The 24,311-nt window shown below is 66.6% G+C and carries 18 protein-coding genes; 8 read left to right on the top strand and 10 right to left on the bottom strand.

Annotated elements, in window-relative coordinates; translation table 11 throughout:
- Positions 1-7 precede the first annotated feature (7 nt).
- Positions 8-373 (top strand): twitching motility response regulator PilH, encoded by a 366-nt coding sequence (pilH, locus tag IP93_RS04960; protein ID WP_144812792.1) that lies wholly within the window; start codon positions 8-10, stop codon positions 371-373.
- Between the two features lie 41 nt (positions 374-414).
- Here pilH and IP93_RS04955 read toward each other — a convergent pair whose 3' ends face one another.
- Positions 415-1,329: a DnaJ C-terminal domain-containing protein gene (locus IP93_RS04955; protein ID WP_144812789.1), complete on the bottom strand. Its 915-nt coding sequence runs from the start codon at positions 1,327-1,329 to the stop codon at positions 415-417.
- A 155-nt stretch (positions 1,330-1,484) separates the two neighbouring features.
- On the opposite strand from IP93_RS04955, the gene IP93_RS04950 reads away from it, so the two are divergent.
- Complete coding sequence (locus tag IP93_RS04950) at positions 1,485-1,967, top strand: peroxiredoxin (RefSeq protein ID WP_144812787.1); 483 nt, start codon at positions 1,485-1,487, stop codon at positions 1,965-1,967.
- Between the two features lie 113 nt (positions 1,968-2,080).
- Here the strand turns inward: IP93_RS04950 and gyrA are convergent, their stop codons facing one another.
- The 7 genes from gyrA to smc form a co-directional block, all read right to left on the bottom strand.
- Positions 2,081-4,723 (bottom strand): DNA gyrase subunit A, encoded by a 2,643-nt coding sequence (gyrA, locus tag IP93_RS04945; protein WP_144812784.1) that lies wholly within the window; start codon positions 4,721-4,723, stop codon positions 2,081-2,083.
- A 225-nt stretch (positions 4,724-4,948) separates the two neighbouring features.
- On the bottom strand, positions 4,949-6,010 hold the full coding sequence (mtnA, locus tag IP93_RS04940) for an S-methyl-5-thioribose-1-phosphate isomerase (RefSeq protein WP_144812782.1): 1,062 nt from the start codon (positions 6,008-6,010) through the stop codon (positions 4,949-4,951).
- A gap of 44 nt (positions 6,011-6,054) precedes the next feature.
- Positions 6,055-6,885 carry a DUF3011 domain-containing protein gene (locus IP93_RS04935; RefSeq protein WP_144812779.1) on the bottom strand — a complete coding sequence of 277 codons (831 nt, stop codon included), beginning with the start codon at positions 6,883-6,885 and terminating at the stop codon, positions 6,055-6,057.
- Between the two features lie 48 nt (positions 6,886-6,933).
- Positions 6,934-7,917 (bottom strand): EF-P lysine aminoacylase EpmA, encoded by a 984-nt coding sequence (gene epmA, locus IP93_RS04930; RefSeq protein ID WP_144812776.1) that lies wholly within the window; start codon positions 7,915-7,917, stop codon positions 6,934-6,936.
- Entirely contained in the window at positions 7,914-10,289 is a 2,376-nt protein-coding gene (ligA, locus tag IP93_RS04925) for an NAD-dependent DNA ligase LigA (protein WP_144812773.1), read from the bottom strand. The genes epmA and ligA overlap by 4 nt, the downstream gene beginning before the upstream one ends.
- A gap of 22 nt (positions 10,290-10,311) precedes the next feature.
- A complete protein-coding gene (gene zipA / locus IP93_RS04920; RefSeq protein WP_144812770.1) occupies positions 10,312-11,070 on the bottom strand; it encodes a cell division protein ZipA in 759 nt (252 codons plus the stop codon).
- Positions 11,071-11,119: 49 nt separating this feature from the next.
- Positions 11,120-14,623 (bottom strand): chromosome segregation protein SMC, encoded by a 3,504-nt coding sequence (smc, locus tag IP93_RS04915; RefSeq protein WP_144812767.1) that lies wholly within the window; start codon positions 14,621-14,623, stop codon positions 11,120-11,122.
- A gap of 267 nt (positions 14,624-14,890) precedes the next feature.
- Here smc and IP93_RS04910 point away from each other — a divergent pair, with 267 nt between their 5' ends.
- Genes IP93_RS04910 through IP93_RS04900 form a run of 3 tightly spaced genes read left to right on the top strand, consistent with a single transcriptional unit; the run spans position 14,891 to position 19,695 of the window.
- The gene (locus IP93_RS04910) at positions 14,891-17,713 is read left to right on the top strand and encodes a type VI secretion system Vgr family protein (protein WP_144812764.1); all 2,823 of its coding nucleotides are present in this window, start codon (positions 14,891-14,893) and stop codon (positions 17,711-17,713) included.
- A 30-nt stretch (positions 17,714-17,743) separates the two neighbouring features.
- Positions 17,744-18,961, top strand: a complete 1,218-nt coding sequence (locus tag IP93_RS04905) for a hypothetical protein (protein WP_206751977.1) — start codon at positions 17,744-17,746, stop codon at positions 18,959-18,961.
- An 8-nt stretch (positions 18,962-18,969) separates the two neighbouring features.
- Positions 18,970-19,695, top strand: a complete 726-nt coding sequence (locus tag IP93_RS04900) for a hypothetical protein (protein WP_144812758.1) — start codon at positions 18,970-18,972, stop codon at positions 19,693-19,695.
- A gap of 144 nt (positions 19,696-19,839) precedes the next feature.
- Here IP93_RS04900 and IP93_RS04895 read toward each other — a convergent pair whose 3' ends face one another.
- Both IP93_RS04895 and IP93_RS04890 read right to left on the bottom strand, forming a co-directional pair.
- A complete protein-coding gene (locus IP93_RS04895) occupies positions 19,840-20,142 on the bottom strand; it encodes a BolA family protein (RefSeq protein ID WP_144812756.1) in 303 nt (100 codons plus the stop codon).
- A complete protein-coding gene (locus tag IP93_RS04890; RefSeq protein WP_144812753.1) occupies positions 20,139-20,438 on the bottom strand; it encodes a YciI family protein in 300 nt (99 codons plus the stop codon). Before IP93_RS04890 ends, IP93_RS04895 begins: the two co-directional genes overlap by 4 nt.
- A 382-nt stretch (positions 20,439-20,820) precedes the next feature.
- On the opposite strand from IP93_RS04890, the gene IP93_RS04885 reads away from it, so the two are divergent.
- From IP93_RS04885 to IP93_RS04875, 3 genes are read left to right on the top strand one after another with little or no spacing between them, the layout of a single operon-like run.
- Positions 20,821-21,777 (top strand): segregation and condensation protein A, encoded by a 957-nt coding sequence (locus IP93_RS04885; RefSeq protein WP_144812750.1) that lies wholly within the window; start codon positions 20,821-20,823, stop codon positions 21,775-21,777.
- A 40-nt stretch (positions 21,778-21,817) separates the two neighbouring features.
- The gene (gene scpB, locus IP93_RS04880; protein ID WP_144812748.1) at positions 21,818-22,648 is read left to right on the top strand and encodes an SMC-Scp complex subunit ScpB; all 831 of its coding nucleotides are present in this window, start codon (positions 21,818-21,820) and stop codon (positions 22,646-22,648) included.
- Positions 22,641-24,305 (top strand): pseudouridine synthase, encoded by a 1,665-nt coding sequence (locus IP93_RS04875; protein ID WP_144812745.1) that lies wholly within the window; start codon positions 22,641-22,643, stop codon positions 24,303-24,305. The genes scpB and IP93_RS04875 overlap by 8 nt, the downstream gene beginning before the upstream one ends.
- Positions 24,306-24,311: the final 6 nt, after the last annotated feature.

The raw sequence follows: 24,311 nt of genomic DNA, 5'->3' as shown, positions 1-24,311 counted from the left end.
GGAGCTGATGGCGCGTATCCTGATCGTCGATGATTCACCGGTGCAGCTGATGGGGATCCGCCGCATCGTGGAAAAACTCGGACACGAACCCATCACCGCCGAAGACGGCGCAGCGGGCGTGGAAGTCGCCAAACGCGAGTTGCCCGACCTGATCCTGATGGACGTGGTGATGCCCAACCTCAATGGGTTCCAAGCCACACGCTCCATCTGCCGCGACGAGACTACCCGGCATATCCCGGTGGTGCTGGTCACCACCAAGGACCAGGACACCGACCGCGTGTGGGGCATGCGCCAAGGGGCCAAGGCCTACATCACCAAGCCCTTCAGCGAAAATGACCTGTCCTCTCTGATCGCCGAACTGCTGCCGCAGTAATGCGGAAGGGGGCGCATCGCGCCCAGCCGGTACGGCGGTCCTCAGTCCCGCCGCCAATCGTCCCCGAATGCATCGCGAAGGGTGGCATAGGCCGCCTGTTGCGCGTCGGTATGCGCCTTCGGCGCCAGCACCTCCAGTTCCACGATCTGGTCGCCGGCAGGATGCCGGCCTGCGGCATCGCCGGGCAGCCCGCGGCCACGCAAGCGGAGCTTGCGCCCTGCTTCGGATCCGGCAGGGATCTTCAGGTCGACGTAGCCACCCAGCGTGGGCACGCTCAACGTGGCGCCCAGCGCCGCCTCCCATGGTGCGATCGGCAGGATGTGGATGACATTGCGACCGTCCACCTCGAACTGCGGATGGGCGGCGTATTCGATCTCCAGCAGCAGGTCTCCATGGACCCCTTGCCCCCCAAGGCGGATTACCTGTCCGGGCCGGACACCCTTCGGCACCCGGACATCCAGCGTCTTGCCATTCACCGAGATACGCACGCTGCTGCCCAGGTACACGGCCTCCAGCGAGACCGCCAGCTTGGCCCGGGTGTCGCCACGCGGCGGCGCTCCGCGCGCAGCGCCCGGCCCTTGGCCGAAGCCGCCCGCGCGCCCCCGCCCGAACAGGCTTTCGAAGAAATCACTGAAGCCGCCACCCGCGCCACCACCGGCGAAGATCTCATCGAAGTCCGGGCCTCCCGAGCCGCCACCAAACCCACCGGGCGGCGGCTGGATATCATCCCCCGGGCGATACCCGCGTGCACGCAACTGGTCGTAGGCCTGCCGCTTCTGCGGATCACGCAGGGCCTCGTACGCCTCGTTGACCGCCTTGAACCTGTCCTCGGCGTCGGGTTCCTTGCTCACGTCCGGGTGGTACTTCCGCGCCAGGCGACGGTAGGCGGTCTTGATCTCCGCCTCGCCCGCGCTGGGTTCCACGCCCAGGGTCTGGTAGTAGTCCTTGAACTGCATTAAGTGCTCCGCTTCTGCTGATGCCGGCCACCCACCGTCCAACGGCCGGAGTGTCCTGCACTCTTGGCGGCTGGCGCGTCAAATTCAAGTGATCGACCTCGCGCCCAGAGCAGAGGATACTCCCACCGTCGAACCCCCACCCACAGGAGCATTCCATGACCATCCAGGTCGGTGACCACTTGCCGGAAATCCCCTTGCAACGAATCAACGAAGGCGTCGAGATCGCCGACACCGCGACCCTGTTCAACGGTCGGCGCGTGGTGCTCTTCGCGGTGCCGGGGGCGTTCACGCCCACCTGCTCGGAACGGCACCTGCCGGGTTTCGTCGAGAACTTCGACGCCTTCCGCCGCCGCGGCATTGAAGTCTATTGCATGGCGGTCAACGACGCCTTCGTGATGCAGGCGTGGGGCAAGAGCCAGAACGTGCCCGATGGCCTGACCCTGCTGGCCGACGGCAACGGCGAGTTTACCCGTGCACTGGGCCTGCAACTGGACGCCACGGGCTATGGCATGGGCATCCGCTCCAAGCGATTCGCCCTGTACGCCGACGACGGCGTGGTGCGCCAGCTGCACGTGGAGGCGCCGGGTGAGTTCCGCGTCTCCTCGGCCGAGTACGTACTGGAACACCTGCCCGCCTGACATGCCCCCGCGCCGCCCTGCGCGGCGACCATGGAATGCAGAAGCCCCGGCTTTTACCGGGGCTTCTGCATTTCACCGCAGTCGTGCGCGGACCGGCGCGCCCGGTCCATGCTTCATGTGGCCGGGGGCGCTTCGTCGCCTCCGATCGCGCCTTCATTGGCGCCAGCAGCATCGTCAACATCGCCGCCATCGTCATCATCCAGCGAGGCATCCAGGCGTTCGATCGCCTGCAGCGTCTCGCCCGCGGCCAGCCGCATCAGGGTCACGCCCTGGGTGTTGCGGCCCACCTGCGAAATCTCGGCTGCACGGGTGCGTACCAGGGTGCCGCCGTCTGAAATGAGCAGTACGTCGTGCTGCTCGCTGAGCTGTATCGCACCGACCAGCGCGCCATTGCGCTCGGTGGTCTTCAGCGCGATCACGCCCTGGATGCCACGGCCCTTGCGCGGATACTCCTGCAGCGGCGTGCGCTTGCCGTAACCGTGCTCGGACGCGGTGAGGATGTCGCCCTCGCCATTGACCACGATCAGGCTGACCACCCTGGCACCGGCCGTGGCGTCGTCACCCTCGCCTTCGCCTTCGGCCAGGCGCATGCCGCGCACGCCGGTAGCGGTACGGCCCATGGCGCGCACCTCGTCCTCGTTGAAGCGCACGGCCTTGCCGTTGCTGGCAAACAGCATGACGTCGCGGTTGCCATCGGTCAGTTCGGCGTTGACCAGCGCATCGCCCTCGTCGAGGTTGATGGCGATCTTGCCGCGCGCCAGCCTGAACGCGAACTCGGTCAAGGGCGTCTTCTTCACCGTGCCGTTGCGGGTGGCGAAGAAGACGTACTTGCCTTCCTCGTACTCGCGCACGGGCACCACGGCCTGCACCTTCTCGCCTTCCTCCAGCGCGATCCAGTTGATGATCGGGCGGCCACGGGCATTCGGCCCCGCGTCGGGCAACTGGTGCACCGGCAGCCAGAACACGCGGCCAGCGCTGGTGAAGGTCAGCAGCGTGTCGTGCGTGTTGACCAGCCACAGCTGGTCGATGAAATCCTCGTCCTTGGTCGCCGCGGCGTTGCGGCCCCGGCCGCCGCGCTTCTGCGCGCGGTAGGCGGTCACCGGCTGGCGCTTGGCGTAGCCGGCATGCGACAGCGTCACGACCACGTCTTCCGGCGCGATCAGGTCGAGGATGTCGAGGTCTTCCTCGCTCTGGCGGATCTCGCTGCGGCGCGCGTCGCCAAATTCTTCCTTGACGTTGCGCAGCTCGGTGCGGATCACCTCGAGCAGCACGTTCGGATCCTCGAGGATCTCGATCAGGCCACGGATGGTCTCCAGCAGCTGCCTGTACTCGTCGGTGAGCTTGTCCTGTTCCAGCCCGGTCAGGCGGTGCAGGCGCATTTCCAGGATCTGCTGCGCCTGCGTTTCGGTCAGCTGGTAACGGCCATCGACCAGCCCCACGCCCTGCGGCAGGTCCTCGGGGCGGGATGCCTCAGCGCCCGTGGCGGCCAGCAGCGCGCCCACCAGGCCAGGCTCCCACGTGCGCGCCAGCATACGTTCGCGCGCCTCGTTGGGGTTGGCCGAGGTCTTGATCAACTCGATCATCTCGTCGATGTTGGCGAGCGCGACCGTCAGGCCTTCCAGGATGTGCGCACGCTGGCGGGCCTTGCGCAGTTCGAAGATGGTGCGGCGGGTCACCACCTCGCGGCGGTGGCGCACGAAGATCTCGAGGAATTCCTTGAGGTTCAGCAGCTTCGGGCGGCCATCGACGATGGCCACCATGTTGATGCCGAACACCGACTCCATCTGGGTCTGCTGGTAGAGGTTGTTGAGCACGACCTCCGCGGACTCGCCGCGCTTGACCTCGATGTAGATGCGCATGCCGTCCTTGTCGGACTCGTCGCGCAGCTCGCTGATGCCTTCGAGCTTCTTTTCCTTGACCAGCTCGGCGATCTTCTCGATCAGCCGGGCCTTGTTGACCTGGTACGGAATCTCGGTGACGACGATGGCTTCGCGGCCGTTGTCGGCCACCTCGATCTCGGCCTTGGCGCGCATGCGCACGCGGCCGCGACCGGTGCGGTACCCCGCGATGATGCCCGCGGTGCCGTTGATGATGCCCGCGGTCGGGAAGTCCGGACCCGGGATGTATTCCATCAGCCCGTCGACGTCGATCAGCGGGTTGTCGATCAGCGCGATGGTCGCGTCGATCACTTCCGACAGGTTGTGCGGCGGGATGTTGGTGGCCATGCCCACCGCGATGCCGGCCGAACCGTTGACCAGCAGGTTCGGGATCCGGGTCGGCATGACCGTCGGCTCCAGTTCCTTCTCGTCGTAGTTGGGCTGGAAATCGACCGTTTCCTTGTCGATGTCGGCCATCAGCTCGTGGCTGAGGCGCGACATGCGCGCTTCGGTGTAACGCATGGCCGCGGCGGAGTCGCCGTCGATCGAGCCGAAGTTACCCTGGCCGTCCACCAGCATGTAGCGCAGCGAGAACGGCTGCGCCATGCGCACCAGCGTGTCGTACACCGCGGTGTCGCCGTGCGGGTGGTACTTGCCGATGACGTCACCGACGATACGCGCCGACTTGTAGTAGGGCTTGTTGCTGTGCGCGCCGAGCTCGTTCATCGCGTACAGCACGCGACGGTGCACCGGCTTGAGGCCGTCCCGGGCGTCGGGGAGTGCGCGTCCCACGATCACGCTCATGGCGTAATCGAGGTAGCTGCGGCGCATCTCGTCTTCGAGGTTGACCGGGATGATTTCCTTGGCGAGTTCGGCCATCAGGGTTCCGTGTTCTGCGGTGATCGGAGCCGCTGTCTACGCCGCCGCGCGGGCGCGTCCGGCAGGCCGGATCGCGTCGCTCCGGCAGCCGTTCCAGGGCATGCGAAAAGGACATTCAATCCTATCACATCACGCCCTCTGATTGACGCTGTTTTTCCACGCAGAAACAGCGACTTACGGCTCATCCGGAGCGAATCATCCCCACTCCGGCGCAAAGCCGGCGGATCAACCGCCGAACGTGGCCTTCATCGACGCCACGGAGGGCCGCTCGACCACACCCTTTTCAGTCACGATGGCGTCGATGAGTTCCGCGGGCGTGACATCGAACACCGGGTTCCACGCGGTGATGCCCGGGGCAGCGGTGCGCACCCCGCCGATGGCGAACATTTCGCCCGGATCCCGCTCCTCGATGTGGATGGCATCGCCGGATGCAGTGGCCATGTCGACCGTGGACGAGGGCGCGACCACCATGAACTTGACCCCGTGGTGGCGTGCGGCGATGGCCAGCGAATACGTGCCGATCTTGTTGGCGGTATCGCCATTGGCGCAGATCCGGTCGGCGCCGACGATCACCCAGTCCACCGCCCCGGTTTTCATCAGGTGCGCGGCCGCGGCATCTGCAACCAGCGTGGGCGCGATGCCGTCCTGCTGCAGTTCCCAAGCGGTCAGGCGCGCGCCCTGCAGCCACGGGCGCGTTTCGCCCGCGTACACCTTGGCGATGCGGCCCTGCGCCACGCCGGCACGGATCACGCCCAGTGCAGTGCCGAAGCCCGCGGTGGCCAGCGAGCCGGTGTTGCAATGGGTCATGACGTCGCTGCCCGGCGCGATCAACCCTGCGCCCAGTTCGCCCATGCGGCGGTTGGCCGCGAGGTCCTCGTCGGCGATGGCCTGTGCTTCGCGCGCGAGCACTTCACGCCAGTCCGCGCCTGCGTTGGCCAACGACCTGCGCATGCGCGCCAATGCCCACGCCAGGTTCACCGCCGTGGGGCGTGCCGCATTGAGCTGCTGGATCGCGGGCTCCAGTTTCGCGACGGCCTCGGCGCCGTTGGCCGCTTCGACATCACGGGCCGCCAGCACGACGCCCCACCCGGCCGCAATGCCGATGGCAGGCGCGCCACGCACGGTCAGGGAGTGGATGGCCTCGGCGACCGCCGCACTGTCGGTGCAGGTTACGTATTCGACCACGAACGGCAGCTTGCGCTGGTCCAGCAGCTCAAGCGCGGAGCCGGTCCAGCGGATCGGGCGAATGCGGTCGTAACGGTCGTAGTCGAGGCGGGTGTCGTTCATCCGCCAATTCTAACGCGGCCGCCGCGGCACGGCGCCGGAGGGCCTCAATCGCTGCGGCCCAACTCCGAGTCCTGGGCACTGCGGCGACCGATTTCAAAATCGGCGCGGCACCCTTCCTCCACCCAGATGCCGTTTCGATCGAAGCGCCAGTTGTGGCCTTCAACGCAATTGGTCCGCGAGAGTTGCCGGGCCATGCGCACGCCACCCCGCGTGCTGATCGGGCAGTGTTCCCGACGCCCGTCGATGGACTCGCAACGCACCAGCTTGGTGTCGTCACGCCGGGGCGCTTCTTCCGCGGTGACAAGCCGGAAATCGGCACGGCACCCGCCGCTTACCCAGACGCCGCGCGCGTCAACACCCCAGGTCTGGTTGCGCAGGCAATGACCGCGCGAGAGTTGGCGGACGAACTCGATGTGGGCGCCTTCGGCGGAGGTGGAGCAATGCTTCCAGCGCCCATTCTTGGATTCGCAGCGCAGCGTGCGATCGCGGCTACCCGGCGCCGCGCCGCCATCGTCGCCGGCTCCGTAGCCGTATGCGAACGCCGCGCGGCACCCGTCCGAGACCCACACGCCGTCGCGGCTGACTCCCCAGCTACGACCACGTTCGCAATCGGCGCGCGACAGTTGCTTCACCAGGCGCACCCCGCCACTCACGTCGACGGGGCATTCACGGAGTCGCCCATCGCGCGATTCGCACCGGACGGTACCCGTATCCGGGGCACCGCCGTATTGCGCTGCGGCGCCGGGCACGACGGCCAGCGCGAACAGTCCCAGCAGGACACCGGCGACGTTGCTGCAGTGCATCAGCGAACCCCCTGCGATTGCGTCTGTACCACTCCACTCTACCGCGACTACGTGAATGCAGGCATGCGGCATTCTCTTTCCGCGACAGCCATCATCCCGCGTTCATGTGGAGGCTTGGCATCAGGCGCGGAAGAAGTCGAAGGCCAGCACGTCGGCGATGCGCGGCGTCTGCTGCAGGGCCATCATCAGCCGGTCCACGCCAAGCGCTACGCCCGCGCAATCAGGCAAGGCGTGGAGCGATGCCAGCAGGCGCTCGTCACGCGGCGGCACGGCCTGGCCACGGGCCTGGCGCACGGCGGCGTCCCGCTGGAAACGGGCGGCCTGCTCCACCGGGTCGGCGAGTTCGTGGTAGCCGTTGGCCAGTTCCAGCGGGCCCAGGTACAGCTCGAAACGCTCGGCCACGGGGTGATTGCCGGTGGCGGGGTTGCCGGGTCGAATCCGCGCCAGGGCACATTGGCTGGCCGGGTAGTCGACGACCGCCAGCATCGTGTCAGGCGCGAAGGCCGGTTGCAGGCAGTGGGTCATCAGCAGGTCGAGCCAGTCGTCGCGGGTCAGGCCGGTCGGGTCGATGGCCACGTCGCCCAGCGCCGCCTGCAGTTCGGCGTCCGCGGCGGTCATCGGGTCCAGACCCAACCGCTCCAAGTAAAGGTCGCGATAGGTGGTCTGGACGAGATTGGCCCGGCGACCGACCAGGGCCAGCGCCGCGTTCACGAGGTCGGCCACTTCTTCGACCAGCCGGAGGTGATCCCAGCCCACCCGGTACCACTCCAGCATGGTGAACTCGGGGTTGTGGCGACCACCCGCTTCGCCATCGCGGAATACCCGGCCCAATTCGTAGCAGTCACCGAAACCCGCCGCCAGCAGCCGCTTGAGCGGATACTCCGGCGACGTGCGCAACCAGCGGGTGCGCGGACCGCCCTCGGTCCGGCCACTGAACTGCAGCGGGAAGGAGGCGATGTTCGGCTCGGTGTTGCCGGCCATCGACATCACCGGCGTCTCCACCTCGACCACCCCGCGTTCGGCCAGGAAGTCGCGCAGGGCGGCGTTCACCGCCGCTCGAAGCCGCAGGGCCTCGAAACCGGCTGAAGGTTGCCAGTCACTCACGGTGCGAGGCCATGCTCGGCGAGGAACTGCAGCAGGCGGGCTTCGTCCCAGACTTCCACGCCCAGTTCCTGCGCCTTGTCCAGCTTGGAGCCGGCGGCCTCGCCGGCCACCACGAACGAGGTCTTCTTCGACACGCTGCCGGCCACCTTGGCGCCCAGCGCCTCCAGCCGGGCCTTGGCGTCGTCGCGGGTCAGCGCGGCCAGGGTGCCGGTCAGCACCGCGGTCTGCCCTTCCAGCACGCTTGCACCACCGGCGACGGCCTCGGGCGTGATGGCGCGCAGCTCCTGCCTCGCCGCATCGGCGGCGGACAGCAGCGCGGCGTGGCGGTCATCGGCGAGCCAGTCGGCCAGCGCCTTGGCGGTATCCGCCGGCAGCCCGGCGCTGACGAAGTGGTGCTGGGGTGCGTCCAGCAGTGCCGCCGCGTCGGTGAACGCCGAGGCCAGCTGCTCCGCACGAACCTTGGTGATCTTCGGAATCTCCAGATCCACCAGCAGCGTGGCGAATTCGAGTCCGCCATGCAGCTTGGGCGATGGCGCATGCTGGTCGCGCAGTGTCACGCCGCCGGCCAGCAGTTCGTCGATCACGCGCTGGTTGCCGGGCTGGTCGAGGAAGTGGCCGATGGCGCGTGCCACCTCGCCGCCGATATCCGGCACGCGCTTGAAGAGCGGCCACGGCAGGCGGCGGATCAGCGCCAGGTCACCGAACCACTGCGCCAGCGCCTTGGCGGTGCTCTCGCCCACGTGCTCGATGCCCAGCGCGAACAGGAAGCGCTCCAGGGTGGTATCGCGGCTGTGGTCGATGGCGGCAATGAGGTTTTCGGCCCACTTGCTGGCGACCTTGCCGGCCTTGACCGTTTCCGGTGTGGTGCCGTCGCGTTCGTCCCCCAAGGGGACTTGCTTCGCGGCGTCGGCGCGATGCTTCATTTCCAGCAGGTCGTCCAGCGTCAGCCGGTAGAGATCGGCGACGGAGGTGACGTAGCCGAGGTCGCCGAGATCCTCGATGAAGCGCTCGCCCAGGCCTTCGATGTCCATGGCACGGCGCGAGGCAAAGTGGCGGATGGCCTCGTTGCGCTGCGCCGGGCACGACAGTTCACCGGAGCAGCGCCAGACCGCCTCGCCTTCTTCGCGCACGATCTCCGAGCCGCACACCGGGCACTGCGTGGGCATCTGCCACACCGGTGCGTCGGCGGCGCGGTCTTCTGGCACCACGCGCACGATTTCCGGGATCACATCGCCAGCCCGGCGCACGATGACGGTATCGCCCACACGCACGTCCAGGCGTGCGATCTGGTCGGCGTTGTGCAGGGTCGCGTTGGTGACCACCACGCCAGCCACCTGCACCGGCTCCAGGCGCGCGACCGGCGTCGCGGCGCCCGTTCGGCCGATCTGGATATCGATGCCGACCAGTCGGGTCTGCTGCTCCTGCGCGGGGAACTTGTGCGCGATGGCCCAGCGTGGCGCGCGGGAGACAAAGCCCATTTCGCGCTGGCCTTCGTAGTCGTCCAGCTTGTAGACCACGCCGTCGATCTCGAACGGCAGGCCGTCGCGCTTGCCGCCCATCGCGCGGTAATAGCCCAGCAGGCCCTCGGCACCGGTCACCACGCCGCTTTCGGCGCTGACCGGAAATCCCCACGACTTGAGCTGCGCCAGTGTTTGCGAGTGGGTTGACGGGAGGTCCGCGCCTTCCACGCCACCCACGCCGTAGGCATAGAACGCCAGCGGGCGCTGCGCGGTGATGCGCGGGTCCAACTGGCGCAGCGAACCCGCCGCACCGTTGCGTGGATTGGCGAGCACCTTGCCGCCGCCCTTGAGCGCGCGCTCGTTGTACGCGCGGAACGCGGCCAATGGCATGTAGACCTCGCCGCGCACCTCGAGCACATCGGGCCAGCCCTCGCCACGCAGGTGCAGCGGGATGGCCTTGACCGTGCGCAGGTTGGCGGTCACGTCCTCGCCGGTGGCACCGTCGCCGCGGGTGGCGCCCCGTACGAAGCGGCCGTGTTCGTAGCGCAGGCTGATGGCGAGGCCGTCGAGCTTGGGCTCCACCGAGAAGCGCGGCGCATGGCGGTCCAGGCGCTCCTCGATTCGGCTGACGAAGTCATGCACCTCCTCGTCGCTGAAAGCGTTGCCCAGCGAGAGCATAGGAATGGCGTGGCGCACCTCGGCGAATGCACCCGCCGGCGCGATGCCGACGCGCTGGGTAGGCGAATCCGGCGAGCTGAGCTCGGGATGGTCGGCTTCCAGCGACTCCAGCTCGCGCAACAGCCGATCGTACTCCGCGTCCGCGATGGACGGATCGTCGAGCACGTAATAGCGATAGTTGGCATCCTCGAGCCGCTTGCGAAGCTCGGCGATGCGGACAGCGATGTCGCTCATCGGGTTGGCGGACGGTGTGGGCTTACCAGCGCCCCGACCTGGTCAACGGCGGCGCTTCGCGCTGGCGGTCATACGCGCGCAACTCGTCGCGCACATGGGCAATACGCTGCCGACCCAAGGCGTTGCGCTGGTCGTCCAGCACCACGCCGTCCAGCAGTTCGGCCATGCGCTGCACGGTCGGCAGCATGGTTTCCCAGGCCTCCAGCGCGGGAACGGGTGCCGGGAGGGTCAGGAAGAACGCCACGGCCGGCGTTTCGAGCGACTGGATCGCACTCATGTCAAAGCTGCCGGGGGGCTTGATGTTGGCCATGCTGAAAACGGGCCCCTGCTCGGGACGGCGCTCCACCAGGCGGTGGAACACGCCCATGTAACCGTAGACCAGGCCTGCCTTCTCGGCGGCGACGACGATGTCCGGCCCATTCAGGGTCTGCCCCGACCGCGCCGCCAGATAGACCGTGACGATCTTTTCGTAAGCTTCGCTGGCACGCTTGCCCAGCTCCGTGGTTGGTACGCCGCCGCTCTCCAGCGTGCGATCGAAGAGGTCGAGCTCGACCTGGGTGGCCACCTCGCCGCCGCGCGTTTCGCCTTCGGCCAGACCGGCTTCGATCTGCTCGCCCAGCGTTGGCTCCAGGCGCCCGCCTTCGGCCTCGGTCGACGCGGCATTGCGCGGCACGCGCTTGCCCTGCCCCGGCTTGCGCGGGCGACCAAACCAGAAGATGGCGGCGATCAGGATCAGGCCTGCAACCAGGATGCCCATCCGCAGCAAGGTCATGTCCGACATCAGCAACTCCGTTTTCTTTCAGGCGGAATAGTACGGCAACGTCAGGAACTCAGGCCACGCCTGCCAGGCGCGTGGCCTCGGCCAGGTCGACCGACACCAGGCGGCTCACGCCCGGCTCGCGCATGGTCACGCCAGAAAGCTGGTGCGCCGCTTCCATCGTCGCCTTGTTGTGGGTGACGAAGAGGAACTGCACCTGCTCGCTCATCTCGCTGACCATCTGCGCCAGGCGACCGACGTTGGCCTCGTCCAGCGGCGCGTCCACCTCGTCCAGCAGGCAGAACGGCGCCGGGTTGAGGCGGAAGATGGCGAACACCAGCGCCACCGCGGTCATCGCCTTCTCACCGCCGGACAGCAGGGAGATGTTGGACACGCGCTTGCCCGGTGGGCGCGCCATGATGGCCACGCCGGTGTCGAGCAGGTCCTCGCCGGTGAGCTCCAGATAGGCGTGGCCACCGCCGAACAGGCGCGGATACAGCTCCTGCACACCGCTGTTGACCCGGTCGAAGGTGTCCTTGAAGCGGCCGCGGGTTTCGCGGTCGATCTTGCGGATGGCCTCTTCCAGCGTCTCCAGCGCGGTGGTCAGGTCGGTGTGCTGCGAATCCAGGTAGTCCTTGCGCTGCGCGGCCTCGGCATGCTCCTGGATGGCGGCCAGGTTGACCGGTTCCAGGCGGCGCAGCTTGCCGTCCAGCTCGCCGACGCTGCGCCCCCAGGTCTCGGCGTCCATGTCGTCGGTCAGGGTGTTGACCAGGTCATCGAGGATGAAGCCGGCCTCGGTGATGGCGGCCACCAGCGTTTCGGCCTTGAGGATGAGCGCCTGCTGGTCGAGGCGGCGCTGGCCGATGGCCTCGCGCTGCTGCAGGGCCTGCTCGTCGCGCTGCTGGCGGGTCTGCTCGAAGCGGCGCAGGTCGTGGTCGACGCCATCGAGCGTGGTGCGGGCCTGGGTGAGCTCCTGCTCCGCCGACACGCGGCGCTCCAGCGCCACCTGGCGCTGCTCTTCCAGCTCCTGCACCGGCGAGTCGCCATCGGCCAACTGGGTGACGAGTTCCTCCAGGCGGCTGTCGAGCTGGCCGCGCTGGCCGCCCATGCGGTCCAGCGCCTGTGCCAGGCCGACGATCTGGGCACGCTGGGATTCCAGCGTCAGCGCCAGCGCATGAGCGGTATCGCGCGACTCGCGGGCCATCGCACGGGCCTGGTCGCGGGCTTCGGTAAAGTTGCGACGCTCGGCTTCCAGCGCCTGGCGGGCATCTTCCAGCTCGCCCATGCGCATGACCGCCTCTTCCTGGCGCATGCGGGCTTCGCGGGCCTGTTCGCGGCCGCTTTCCAGGGACTCCGCCAACTGCGCCAGTTCGGTTTCGATCTTGTCGATGCGGTTGCGGGCGGTGTCCAGTCGACCCTGCTGGCTCTGCAACTGCCCGGCCAGCTCGGACACGCTCCGGTGCGCCATGTACAGCGTGCGCTGCGCGTCCTCGCGCTGTTGCTCGGTGGCCAGCATGCGGTCGCGCAGCTGGGTCAGCGTGGCTTCGAGCGTGCGCTCACGCTCCTGCAGCGTCTCGATCTCGCTGCGCAGCGACTGGATCTCGCGCTCGCGCAGCAACGCGCCCTGCTTGGCCGCGCCGGAGCGCAGCACGCGCACCCAGCCCGCGCCCAGGCGCTCGCCGTTGCGGGTGATGACGGACTCGCCATCGCCCAAGCCGGGCAGCAGCGCACGCGCGGCATGCAGGTCCTCGGCCGCGTGCAATTTGGCGAGGATACGGCGGATGGCGATGGGGCCACGCACCTTGGAAGCCAGCGACGTCGGCGCGAAGTCCACGGCATCGTTATGCGGGTCGACCAGCGCGAGGCGGCCTTCGCCCAACTCGCCGATGGCGTCGACCAGCGTCTCGGGCGACTCGACCAGCACGCCTTCGATCAGCTGACCGAGAGCGCCTTCGACAGCGTTTTCCCAACCCGGCTCGACCTGCAGTTTCTCGCCCACACGCATGGCGGAATCGAGGCCACGCGCCTTCAACCAGGTCAGTGCGGCGCCTTGCTCCTGGCCCAATGCGGCGTGCTGCAGCGTCTCCAGCGAGGACAGGCGGCCACGCGCGGCCTGTGCGTTCTTGCGCACCTCGGCGAGCTCGGATTGCGTCGCGCGCTGCTGCTCCTGCATGTCGGAGACGGTGCGCTTGCGGGTCTCCAGTTCGTCGCTGAGGCTGTCCAGCGACGCCTTCTTGAGTTCGTGCTCCTCGGTGAGTCCTTCGAACGCCTCCATCAGCGCCGTGACATCCAGGCCGAGGCGCTCGCTGGCCAGCGATTCGCGGCGACGGTCTGCGTCCAGCACCTGGCGATCCAGGTGTTCGATGCGCGTGCGCTCGACATCGGCGGCGCGGGCCGCTTCGGACTGTGAACGAGTGTGCTGGTCCCAGCGCTGTTGCCAGTCGTGCAGGCGGGTCTCGGCCTCGCGCAGGGCTTCCTGGCGGGCCTCGTCCTCGGCCTGCAACTGCTCCAGCCGCGGCTCGTCCTGTTCGATGGCGTTGCGCAGCACGTCCAGGCGCGACTGGTCGCTGCCCATATGCGCGGCAATTTCGGACAGCTGGCTCTGCGCCTCGTCGCGGGCGCGCTGCAATCGCTGCGAAAGTTCGCGTTGGTGCTGGATCTGCTGTTCGATGCGCGCCAGCGCGCCGCTGACCTCGTAGCTGGCGGCCTGCGCCTTGTTCAGCTGCTCGGCGGCTTCCTCGCGCTTGACGCGTCCGGTTTCGATCTCGCGTTCGGCCTCGCGCTGTTCGGCGATCAACTGCTGCAGGCGGGTTTCCTGCTGGTTGAGCTTCTCGCGCGCGGCCTGCAGCTTCTGGTCCAGGCCGCGGTGTTCCAGCGCCTTCCACTCCGCATCCTTGACCTTGCGCTCGGCCTGGATGGCCTGGTACTGCTCGGCCTGCCGCGCCTGCCGCTTGAGGTGCTCGAGCTGCTTGCCAACCTCCTCGCGCAGGTCGTTGAGGCGATCGAGGTTCTCCCTGGTGTGGCGGATGCGGGTCTCGGTTTCCTTGCGGCGTTCCTTGTACTTGGAGATGCCCGCGGCCTCCTCCAGGTACACGCGCAGGTCCTCCGGCCGGGCCTCGATGATCTGGCTGATCATGCCCTGCTCGATGATCGAGTAGCTGCGCGGGCCTAGACCGGTGCCGAGGAACAGGTCGGTGATGTCGCGGCGGCGACACTTGGCGCCATTGAGATAGTAGCTGCTCTGCCCGTCGCGGCTGACCGTGCGCTTCACCGAGATCTCGTTGAACGCGGCGTACTCGCCGGTAATGGTGTGGTCGGTGTTGTCGAAGATCAGCTCGACCATCGCCTGCGACACCGGCTTGCGCGCCGAGGAGCCGGCGAAGATCACGTCGGTCAGCGAATCGCCACGCAGGCGGCTGGCCGAGCTTTCGCCCATCACCCAGCGCACGGCGTCGATGATGTTGGACTTGCCGCAGCCGTTGGGACCGACCACGCCGGTCATGTTTGTGGGCAGGTGCAGCGTCGTGGGATCGACGAAGGACTTGAAACCGGACAGCTTGATGGTGGAAAGACGCATGCGTCGAGGAGGCCTCTGGCGCAGCGCGGAGGCGCTGCCGTTGGTGTCGAAACTGGGGCAAGACCACTCTGCAAGTCATTGATTTACTTGCATTCGCATTTGCGAATCGCGCAGCCTCACAGGTGAGTATAGCGGCGCTTCGCAGCGGCGCACCAAGCCATGCGAGCGCCGCCCCAACTGCGCTGGGCAGTGCTATCCTCCCGCCCATGCCGCGGTGGACTGGTGCCGCGGGCAAGCACCACCAAACGGACTTTGGTTGATATCGCCATGGATTGGATCGATTCGGCGCACGACGCCGTTGCTGCCTTGGGCAAGCTGCTTTCGCAGGATGCCCGCCTGATTGAACTCGACTGCGCCCTCCCCGGCGTCTTCGTGCCCGAGCGGTTCGAAGGCCGCGAGGCCGTCTGCGAGGGGTTCCGCTTCGAGGTCGATTGCCTCTCACCGAGCGCCTTCGTGCCATTGCCCCCCCTGCTGGGCCAGCCCGCCGCCCTGCGCTTGCGCCGGGCGGACGGGGGACAGCGCGTGTGGCATGGCCTGTGCACGCATGCCGCAGAGCTGGGTAGCGATGGTGGATTGGCTCGCTATCGACTGACTCTGGAGCCCTGGACCGCGCTGTTGCGGCTGCGCACCAACGCGCTGATCTTCCAGGACAAGGATGTGCTGGGGGTGCTGACGCAGGTGTTCGCCCAATATCCGCAAGCCGCGTGGCGCTCGGAAGTCACCCAGCCGATGCAGCAGCGCGCCATCACCACCCAGTACCGGGAAAGTGACTGGGAATTTGTCACGCGGTTGTTGGCGGAGAATGGCCTGGCGTGGCGGTTTGACCATGATGAAGGTCTCGACGGCACGGCCACCGGCAGGAGTCACAGCGCGACTCCCGCAGGCCACACGCTGGTGGTGTTCGACCGGGACGCCGAGGCGCCCACCGCGCAACCGGGCACAGCGCGATTCCACCGGATCAACGCAACAGAGACGCTGGACGCCATTAGCCACTTTGGCGAGCAGCGCTCGCTCGCGCCCGACGCCGTGGCGATGGCGAGCTGGGATGCCGCGCAGGTGGAGGCTGTTTCCGCAACCGGTGAAGTCCGTGACAGCGCCGTCGGCACAGCAAGCCGCGAAGTCTACGTGGCCGACCGTGCGGGTCGATTCGCCGGGCGCGCGGAGGCCGAACAGGCGAGCACCTTGCAGCTCGATGGGCTCCGTTTGCCGCAATCGATGCAATTCGGCGCAGGCAGCGAGCGCGGACTGGCCCACGGGAAGGCTTTCACCCTGCTTCAGCATCCTGAGCACTCGGGACAACAATTCGTGCCCCTGGCCGTGGAACACAGCGGGGCCAACAATCTCGGCAGCGGCATCGTCGCACTGCTTGGCGTGTCAGCGCTGGAACGGGGCAGTTATCGCAACCGCTTCATTGCGGTTGCGAAGGGAATACCGATTGTCCCGGTGGCGAAAGCAAGACCGCTGGCAAGTGGGGCGCAAACGGCACGGGTCGTCGGCTTGCCGGATGCAGTGGTGACTTCGTCGCGCGACCATCAGGTGCGCATCCAGTTCCCGTGGCAGCGTGGCGCCCAGCCCCATCGGGGCGGCCTGACGGACACGGGCGACAACGGCGACGGTCATGCGCCCGGCGACCACACCGGCGGTACCTGGGTGCGCGTGGCCGAGTGGCTGGCTGGCCCCAACTGGGGCAGCCACGCCCTGCCCCGCATCGGCAGCGAGGTGCTGGTCGAGTTCCTGCATGCCGACATCGACCAGCCCGTGGTCACGGGTCAACTGTTCAATGGCGATGTCGCTCCGCCGTACGCGGCGGGCATTGATTCGTCAGCCAACCACATCGGCACACTGAGTGGCCTGCACACGCAATCGCTGGACGCAAGCGGCACCCAGCAGTGGTTGATGGATGACGCGCCCGGCCAGTTGCGCCAGCGACTGCATACCACGCTGGCCGATAGCCGGGTGGAGCTGGGCTACCTAGTCCAACATGGCAATGCGCACCGCGGTGGATTACGGGGCCAAGGGTTTGATGTGGCGACGCTGGGCTGGGGCAACCTGCGGGGTGGCCAAGGGGTACTGCTGTCGACCACGGCACGGGGTAACGCCGCTTCCACACAACTGGACACCGCAGAAGCGGTCAGCCAGCTGCGCGGAGCTGAGCAGACGGCACAGGCGCTGAGCGAGGCGTTGGGTCAACACAACGTGCCGGTATTGCAGGCCAATGAGCCGCAAAGTGCACTCATCGAAGTCGTGGACGCGCCGAACGCGGATTCTGCGTCCGGCGAGCAAGCCGACACTTCACCCAATCCGTTCAGTACCGCCGCACTTCTGACCGAAGGCCCTGACAGCCTGGCTTTCGCTACACCCAAGAGCGCACTGGCCTACGCCGGCAGCCACCTGCACCTGACCGCGCAGGACGACACGCACCTGGCAGCCGGCCATACCTTCGCCGGCGTCAGCGGCGGCCACGTCGCACTGTTTGCACAAAAAGGGCCCATTCGCACGATTGCGGCCAATGATCCGGTCAGCGTGCAGGCGCACGCTGGCACGCTGGAACTGCTGGCGGATCAAAGCGTCACGGTCACTGCCACCGACGAGCGCATCGACGTGTTGGCGAAGGAGAAGATCGTTCTGCAGGCGGGGCAGACCGCGATCACGCTGGAGGGTGGCGACATCACCTTCGCGTGCCCGGGGGATTTCACGGTCAAGGCCAGTGAGAATCCGTTTCTCGGGGGCGATAGCGTTGCCGCAGACCTGATTGGATTGCCGCGGAGTCGCAACAAAATGCAATCACACCTCACTTTGAAACGCAACTACTGCGACGGCGAACCCACTGAGAATGCTGAGTACCTGGTTGCATTTTCTGACGGTAGTAAGCGCCAAGGAAAATTAAACAAGAAGGGAATCGCTGAGCTTGACGATGTTCCTTCGGGCCCCGTCAACGTGCAGTTCGGTGAAGACGCCAGAGCGTACAAGCCACACCGCTCCGAAGACACAGAACAATTGGACAATCCCTTGAAGGGCCGGCGCATCGACGCCGAAACGGCGATCGCCCTGTTCGCAGCCGCACAGGCGATTGAGGAGTTGAACAAGTGATTGGTGGATCGCAACCAAGGAAGGAAAGCGATGAGTAACGAGGCATTGGACTGGTTCTTTGGCCTGATTGAAGGGGACTTCAACGACGATCCAAGTGTCGCTCAAATCATCATCGGCACAGTGATCGGCTGCATTCCCGTGATCGGCCAGATCATGGATGTGCGCGACATCTGCGCCAACTTGAAGAAGTTGCACAAGGATCCCGAGGACACGTTGCTATGGGTTGGCTTGGTAGTGACCCTGATTGGCCTTGTTCCAGGTGCCGGCGATCTGGTGAAGGGTGTTTTTCGGTTTGTTCTGAAGTTCCTGAGAAAGGGCGGAGACGAGGCGGTTGGCGCGATACGCAGCATCCTTGCCTTCCTCCGCGGCCGCGGCTACGGGGATCCGGTGAAGTACCTGAAGACCTTGCCCTGGCAGCGGTTCTCAAATGAATGTTCGTCATTATTCAGAAGAATCATGTTCGGCCTCCTTGAAGGAATTGAGCTGGTACGTACTGGCTGGCTGACCAGAAAACTCCTCGGTACGCACGTCAAGGATCTCGCGATCGTGCAGGCACAGATCCGCATGCTCCAGCGCATGGGCGAGGTCAAGATTCCCGAGGCCATGCAGCGCCTCAAGCAGGGCGTTGACGACCTCCTCAAGCGCGTCGAAAAGGAAAATATTGCAGGGCACAGCAACGACACTGTGCACCTTCCCCACAGCAGCAAGCCGCTACTACGCCAAGAGTATGAATTGGCGGTCAAACGTATTGACCAAGATGCTGCCAAAATGCGCAAGGCCGGAAAGAGCGAAGCCAAGATCGCCGAGATGGCAACCGCCCGCCGCCGCAAGATCGGCCTGGACTTCAAGGAGCGCACCGATCCCGACCTTAGGGAGGTGATTTACGGCCGAAATAAGGATAAATACGGCGATGAGCTCGGCCCCTACTATCAGCAAAGCTCGGACGGAAATGGTTGGTTCTACAGAAGAAAAAATCCAGTAACTAAGCAATACGAGCGCGTGCAAGTGGACGACGCAACGGCGATCCGCAACGCCACACAGGCCGGCGGCGATGACTTCCCGTGGGACAAGGTGCTCGAGTACAGCGAGGCAATAAAAGCAAAGAACTGGAAACGAAAAGAGGAGTTGCTGGAAGCCATAAAGCGTTTGATGAGCTTGCAAGGAAAACTAGCTCAAGCAAGGAAGGCAGGTGATGTACAGTTAACCCGTGCGATTGAAGCAGAAATCGCAAGAACCCGAAGGATATGAGGCGCAACATGTGGCTTGAAAATTGCCTCCGGGCTAAACCTGTAATTGACTTCAACCCTGATACCGGCGAGTACCGAATTGTTGGCAAAGACGAGCTGCCGGACGGAACCGCGCTTGTCGACATTTCCGAAAAACTATACGGGGACTATCTCGACGAATCAGACGAGATGCATCTCAAGTATGGGAAAGGAAGCAGTTGCGGCAACAAGCGATTTTTCGTGTATTGGTCGAGCGACCGCACTCGCTTCTACTTCCAGGACAGTGACGGCACCCGTATTGAGATCGACGGCAAGCGCTACGCAGAACTGAAAGATGCCGCTGACGTATCGGGACACGCCATTGCCGGCCGTATGCAGTTCAGCATCTACGAGGCAGATGGCCAATTGATCTACCGTCACATTTACGATCAAACGCCCTACCTGACCGCTTACATGATGGATTTCAGCTTTCCCGCCCCGGAACTCGCCGACTGGGACTTCTTCGTCGCCTTGAAGGGCAGTTTCGACTATATGCGCGAAAACGCCCACGAGCACCAGGAATCTTCGACTAAGGAGCGTGTTGAACGGGCAGCCGCCGGGCAGCCGGTCCCTCAATCCGGCTGGTGGTTCACCCCAGCCAAGCAAAGCAGTCGCTGTTACTTCAAACAGGGGGATACTCTCCCTGAAATCGAAGGCAGCAGCTACGGTGCGACGTTCTGGCAATGGTCACCGGACCAGTCAGATCCCCACCTCTAAGCCGTGTCGTTACGCCCAGTGCGAACTCGCCGAGCAGGCCGCCGGCGGCGCCTTCACCCACGCTGGTCGTGTTATACCGTGACGCCGAGGCCGCTGTCGCTCGGCCGGCGTGCGCTTCACATTACGTAACGCTTGGGTCCGCGACTAGTCTTTAGCCAAAGTTGCAGGCGGCACCTTGGCCACAATCGCCAATGCATGAATATCGGTGGCCATCAGGTCACCTACCGCCGCATACACCGCCCGGTGCCGCGCGATCGGGCCCATGCCCTGGAACGCGTCACTGACCACTTCCACCCGGAAGTGCCCTCGCCCATCACGGGCACCTTCGTGCCCCGCATGCAGATGGCTCTCGTCCTCCACCACCAGCGAGACAGGGTGCAACGCCGCCTCGATCGCTGCGCGGATCGCCGCCACCCGTTCCTCGCGTGGTAGCGGACCACGGTTCATGGCATCACCTTGCGGAACGGACGCACATCCACCCGGGTATAGACACCGGCAGCCACGTACGGGTCGGCGTCCGCCCAGGCACGGGCCGCGTCCAGCGATTCAAATTCAGCCACGATCAGGCTGCCGCTGAAACCGGCCGGGCCCGGATCTTCGGCGTCGATGGCCGGGCATGGGCCTGCCAGCAGCAGACGACCGGCGTCGCGCAATTCGGTCAAGCGGGCCACATGGTCCGGGCGGGCGGCCAGTCGCCGCGTCAGCACATCCTCGCCGTCATAACCTTCGATCACGTACCACATGCGGCCCAGCTCCTTATAAGTAACGACCTGCCATCACAGGCCCAGCCTGAATTGTAGTCAGTACGCGGCACAGCTCATGACTGGACAGTCCCACCCCCAACCCCGTACCCTTGGCATCAATCGCCTGAGGCCGTCAGGCGGCGATGCCCGCGGCTCCGGCGCCTGCCCCCGCGGTTTCCCGTGCCCCACCACGGTTCGCCCCGTTCCCGGCCCATGCCCAGCGCCTCCCTGACTGCTGCCCGCCAAGACCTGGCGCGCGAGCCAGGCCCGTTGGGGCCTATGGCAAAGACGTTCAGCTGTCCGTAGCACCTTTGAAGGTGGCCGACCGGTCGCCCGTTCCGACGCATTGGCAGTGCCGCAGGCCCGAGGGGGCCGGCTCTTGATGACCAACGAAAACGCGCCAGAAGCGACCGACGCCCCCGGGCAGGACGCTCAGACGCCCCCATCGGTGCCCGCCGCGGCATCCCAGGCGACCGCCCCCCAGCAGCAGGAAATGCCGCTGGCGGTGGTGCATGGGCAGCCGGTGCTGCAGATCCCGCAGGACCTGTACATCCCGCCGGACGCGCTGGAAGTCATCCTGGAGGCCTTCGAGGGTCCGCTGGACCTGCTGCTGTACCTGATCCGCCGGCAGAACCTGGACATCCTCGACATCCCGGTGGCGGACATCACCCGCCAGTACGTCGACTACATCCAGGCCATGCACGAGATGCGCTTCGAGCTGGCCGCCGACTATCTGGTCATGGCCGCCATGCTGGCCGAGATCAAGTCGCGGATGCTGCTGCCGCGCGCCACCACCGAGGAGGGCGAGGAGGATGATCCGCGCGCCGAGCTGGTCCGCCGCCTGCAGGAGTACGAGCGCTTCAAGAAGGCCGCCGAGGACATCGATGCCCTGCCCCGCCAGGACCGCGACACCACCCCGGCGCAGGCCTTCGTGCCGGACCGCGCGGCAGTCAAGCTGCCGCCGCCGGTGGACCTGAAGGAGATGTTGCTCGCCCTGCACGACGTGCTCAAGCGCGCCGAGCTGTTCACCCAGCACGCGATCAAGCGCGATGCGCTCAGTGTGCGGCAGCGCATGGCCGAGCTGCTGGAGCGGCTGGGCGATGGCGCCTTCCACCGCTTCGAGTCGCTGTTCACCGCCGAGGAAGGCAAGCTCGGGGTGGTAGTGACCTTCCTGGGCATGCTGACGCTGGCCAAGGAGCAGATGGTGGAGATCGTGCAGGAAGCCCCGCTGCAACCGATCTACGTGAAGTCGCTGGTGATCGGCCAGGACGCACCGGACGCGCTGGAACTGTCCAGCGAGTTCGATGACGAGCCCGCCGCCAACGATCCGGACAACTGAGTCGGGCACCCGCCCACCCCGCCCCATAGCAAACGAGCGAATGGACCAACACCTCATCACCCGCATCGTGGAAGCCGCCCTACTGGCCGGCAACCAGCCGCTGTCGCTGGCGCAGTTGCAGGCGCTGTTCCCCGAGGACCAGCCGCCGCCGAGTGGCGCCGTGGCGCAGGCAATCCAGACGCTGCAGGACGCCTGTGCCGAGCGCGGCGTGGAGCTGGTCGAGCTGGCGTCGGGTTTCCGCTACCAGGTCAAGGTCGACGTGCACCCATGGGTGGCGCGGCTGTGGACCGAGCGCAAGACCAAGTACACACGTGCCACGCTGGAGACATTGGCGCTGATCGCCTACCGCCAGCCGATCACCCGCGGCGAGATCGAGCAGATCCGCGGCGTGGCGGTCAGCAGCAACATCATCCAGGCGCTGGAAGAGCGTGAGTGGATCCGCGTGGTGGGCCACCGTGACGTGCCGGGCCGCCCGGCGCTGTTCGGCACCACCAGGGGCTTCCTCGACTATTTCGGGCTGAAGCGGCTGGACGAGCTGCCGCCATTGTCGGAAATCAAGGACATCGGCGAATTGGAGCCGCAGTTGGCACTGGGCGATGCGCCGCTGCCAGCGGGCGGTATCGGCAATGCGGACGATGCGCCGAATGACGAAGATGGCGGCGATAACAATACTGGCGTGCCGATCGATGACGTCGCTGCCAGCGCTAACCAAGAAAACACCGCCCCCATGGGCACCCCCGAAGCCGCGCCGGGCGAGCGCGCGGCGGACGAGAACGATCACGAGCAAGACAACGCCGTCGCGACGACGACCGTTCCCGAAGTAGAGGCCGCCTCCCACGAGGACGCGCCGGAGCAAGAGAACCATGACTGAAGAGAAGAGCCGCAAGCTCACGCTCAAGCGCGGCACCGAAACCGCCGCCGAAGCCACCGCACCCAAGCTGGAAGAGCGCCTGCACAAGGTGCTGGCGCAGGCCGGACTCGGTTCGCGCCGCGCCCTGGAACAGCGCATCGCCGACGGCCTGGTCAAGGTCAATGGCGAGACCGCGCAGGTAGGCCAGAGCATCACCAGCGGTGACAAGATCGAGATCGACGGGCGCCAGTTCGTCGCCAGCGCGCTGACCGACCCGTCGCGCGTGCTGATGTACAACAAGCCCGAAGGCGAAGTGACCACGCGTGAAGACCCCGAGGGTCGCCCCACCGTGTTCGAAGCCCTGCCCGCGCTGAAGGGCGCGCGCTGGATCGCCATCGGCCGCCTGGACATCAACACCACCGGCCTGCTGCTGCTCACCACCGACGGTGAGCTGGCCAACGCGCTGATGCACCCGTCGTTCGAAGTCGAACGCGAGTACGTCTGTCGCGTGCGTGCACCGGAAGGCCAGGACACCGTGCCGGAGAACATCGTCGACCGCCTGCGCCGCGGCGTTGCGCTGGACGACGGCCCGGCCAAGTTCGACGAGATCGAGGCCATCGGCGGCACCGATTCGCACGACTGGTTCCGCGTGGTCGTCAAGGAAGGCCGCAACCGCGAAGTGCGCCGCCTGTGGGAGTCGCAAGGCTGCCAGGTGAGCCGCCTCAAGCGCATCCGCTACGGCGAGGTAACCCTGCCGCAGCCGCTGCTGCGCGGCCAGTCGCAGGAGCTGCCAGCCGACCGCGTCGAGGCGCTGCGCACCAAGCTCGGCCTGGAAGACGGCACGCCTTCGGCGCTGACGCTGCAGCCGGTGATCGGCCAGCGCAAGGCGGCCAAGTCCACCATCCACCTGGGCGGCGAGCGCACGCACGGTTACGTGGGCGGCCACAACACCGCCGATGAAGGCCGCGAGCTGCGCCGTTTCGACCACGTGCGCGACGACCGTCGCGGCCGTGGCGGCAAGAAGCCGCACGGCGGCCTGACGGTCAGCGGCGAAATGGCGGCCAAGGCCTCGCAGAAGCCGTTCAAGCAGCGCAAGGAAAAGGGTCCCAAGTTGCCGGAAGGCAGCCCGGCCGCGTTCCGCACCTGGTACGTACCCGAGGGCGTGGACACCGGCCCGACCGGCCACCGCAACCCGGAGCAGCGCGGCCCGAAGAAGCCGTGGGGCGACAAGGGTGGCAAGCCCGGCGGGGCTCGTAGCGGTGGCCCGGGTGGCCGCAGCGGGGGTCCGGGCGGGCGTGCCGGCACGGGTGGCCGCGTCGGTGCTGGCGGCGGTTACGGTCGTGGCGAGAGCCAAGGCGACTTTGGTGGCGGTTTCGGCGGCGAGCGCCGCGGTCCGGGTGGCGGCCAAGGCAAGCCGCAGCGCGCGGCCAAGCCGTACGGCCATCCCGGCAACGCGCCGTCGTTCCCGTCCGACCACGCCAATCCGGGCGGCTTCAATCCGTACGGTGACCGCCCGCGCGGCAACCGTCCGGGCGGTGGCAAGCCCGGTGGCCGGCCGGCTGGCAATCGTCCCGGCGGCGGCCCTCGTCCGGGAGGCCCGCGCGGCGGCGGCCGTCCAGGTGGTGGTGGCCGTCCAGGTGGCGGTCGCACCGGCGGCGGTCACGGCCAGCGCGGATGATGCAAG

The organism is Aerolutibacter ruishenii, assembly GCF_007830115.1.
In the GTDB taxonomy this organism is placed as follows: domain Bacteria; phylum Pseudomonadota; class Gammaproteobacteria; order Xanthomonadales; family Xanthomonadaceae; genus Aerolutibacter; species Aerolutibacter ruishenii.
Note: the sequence above shows the minus strand (reverse complement) of the source record. Positions and strands in the feature narration are given on the sequence as shown.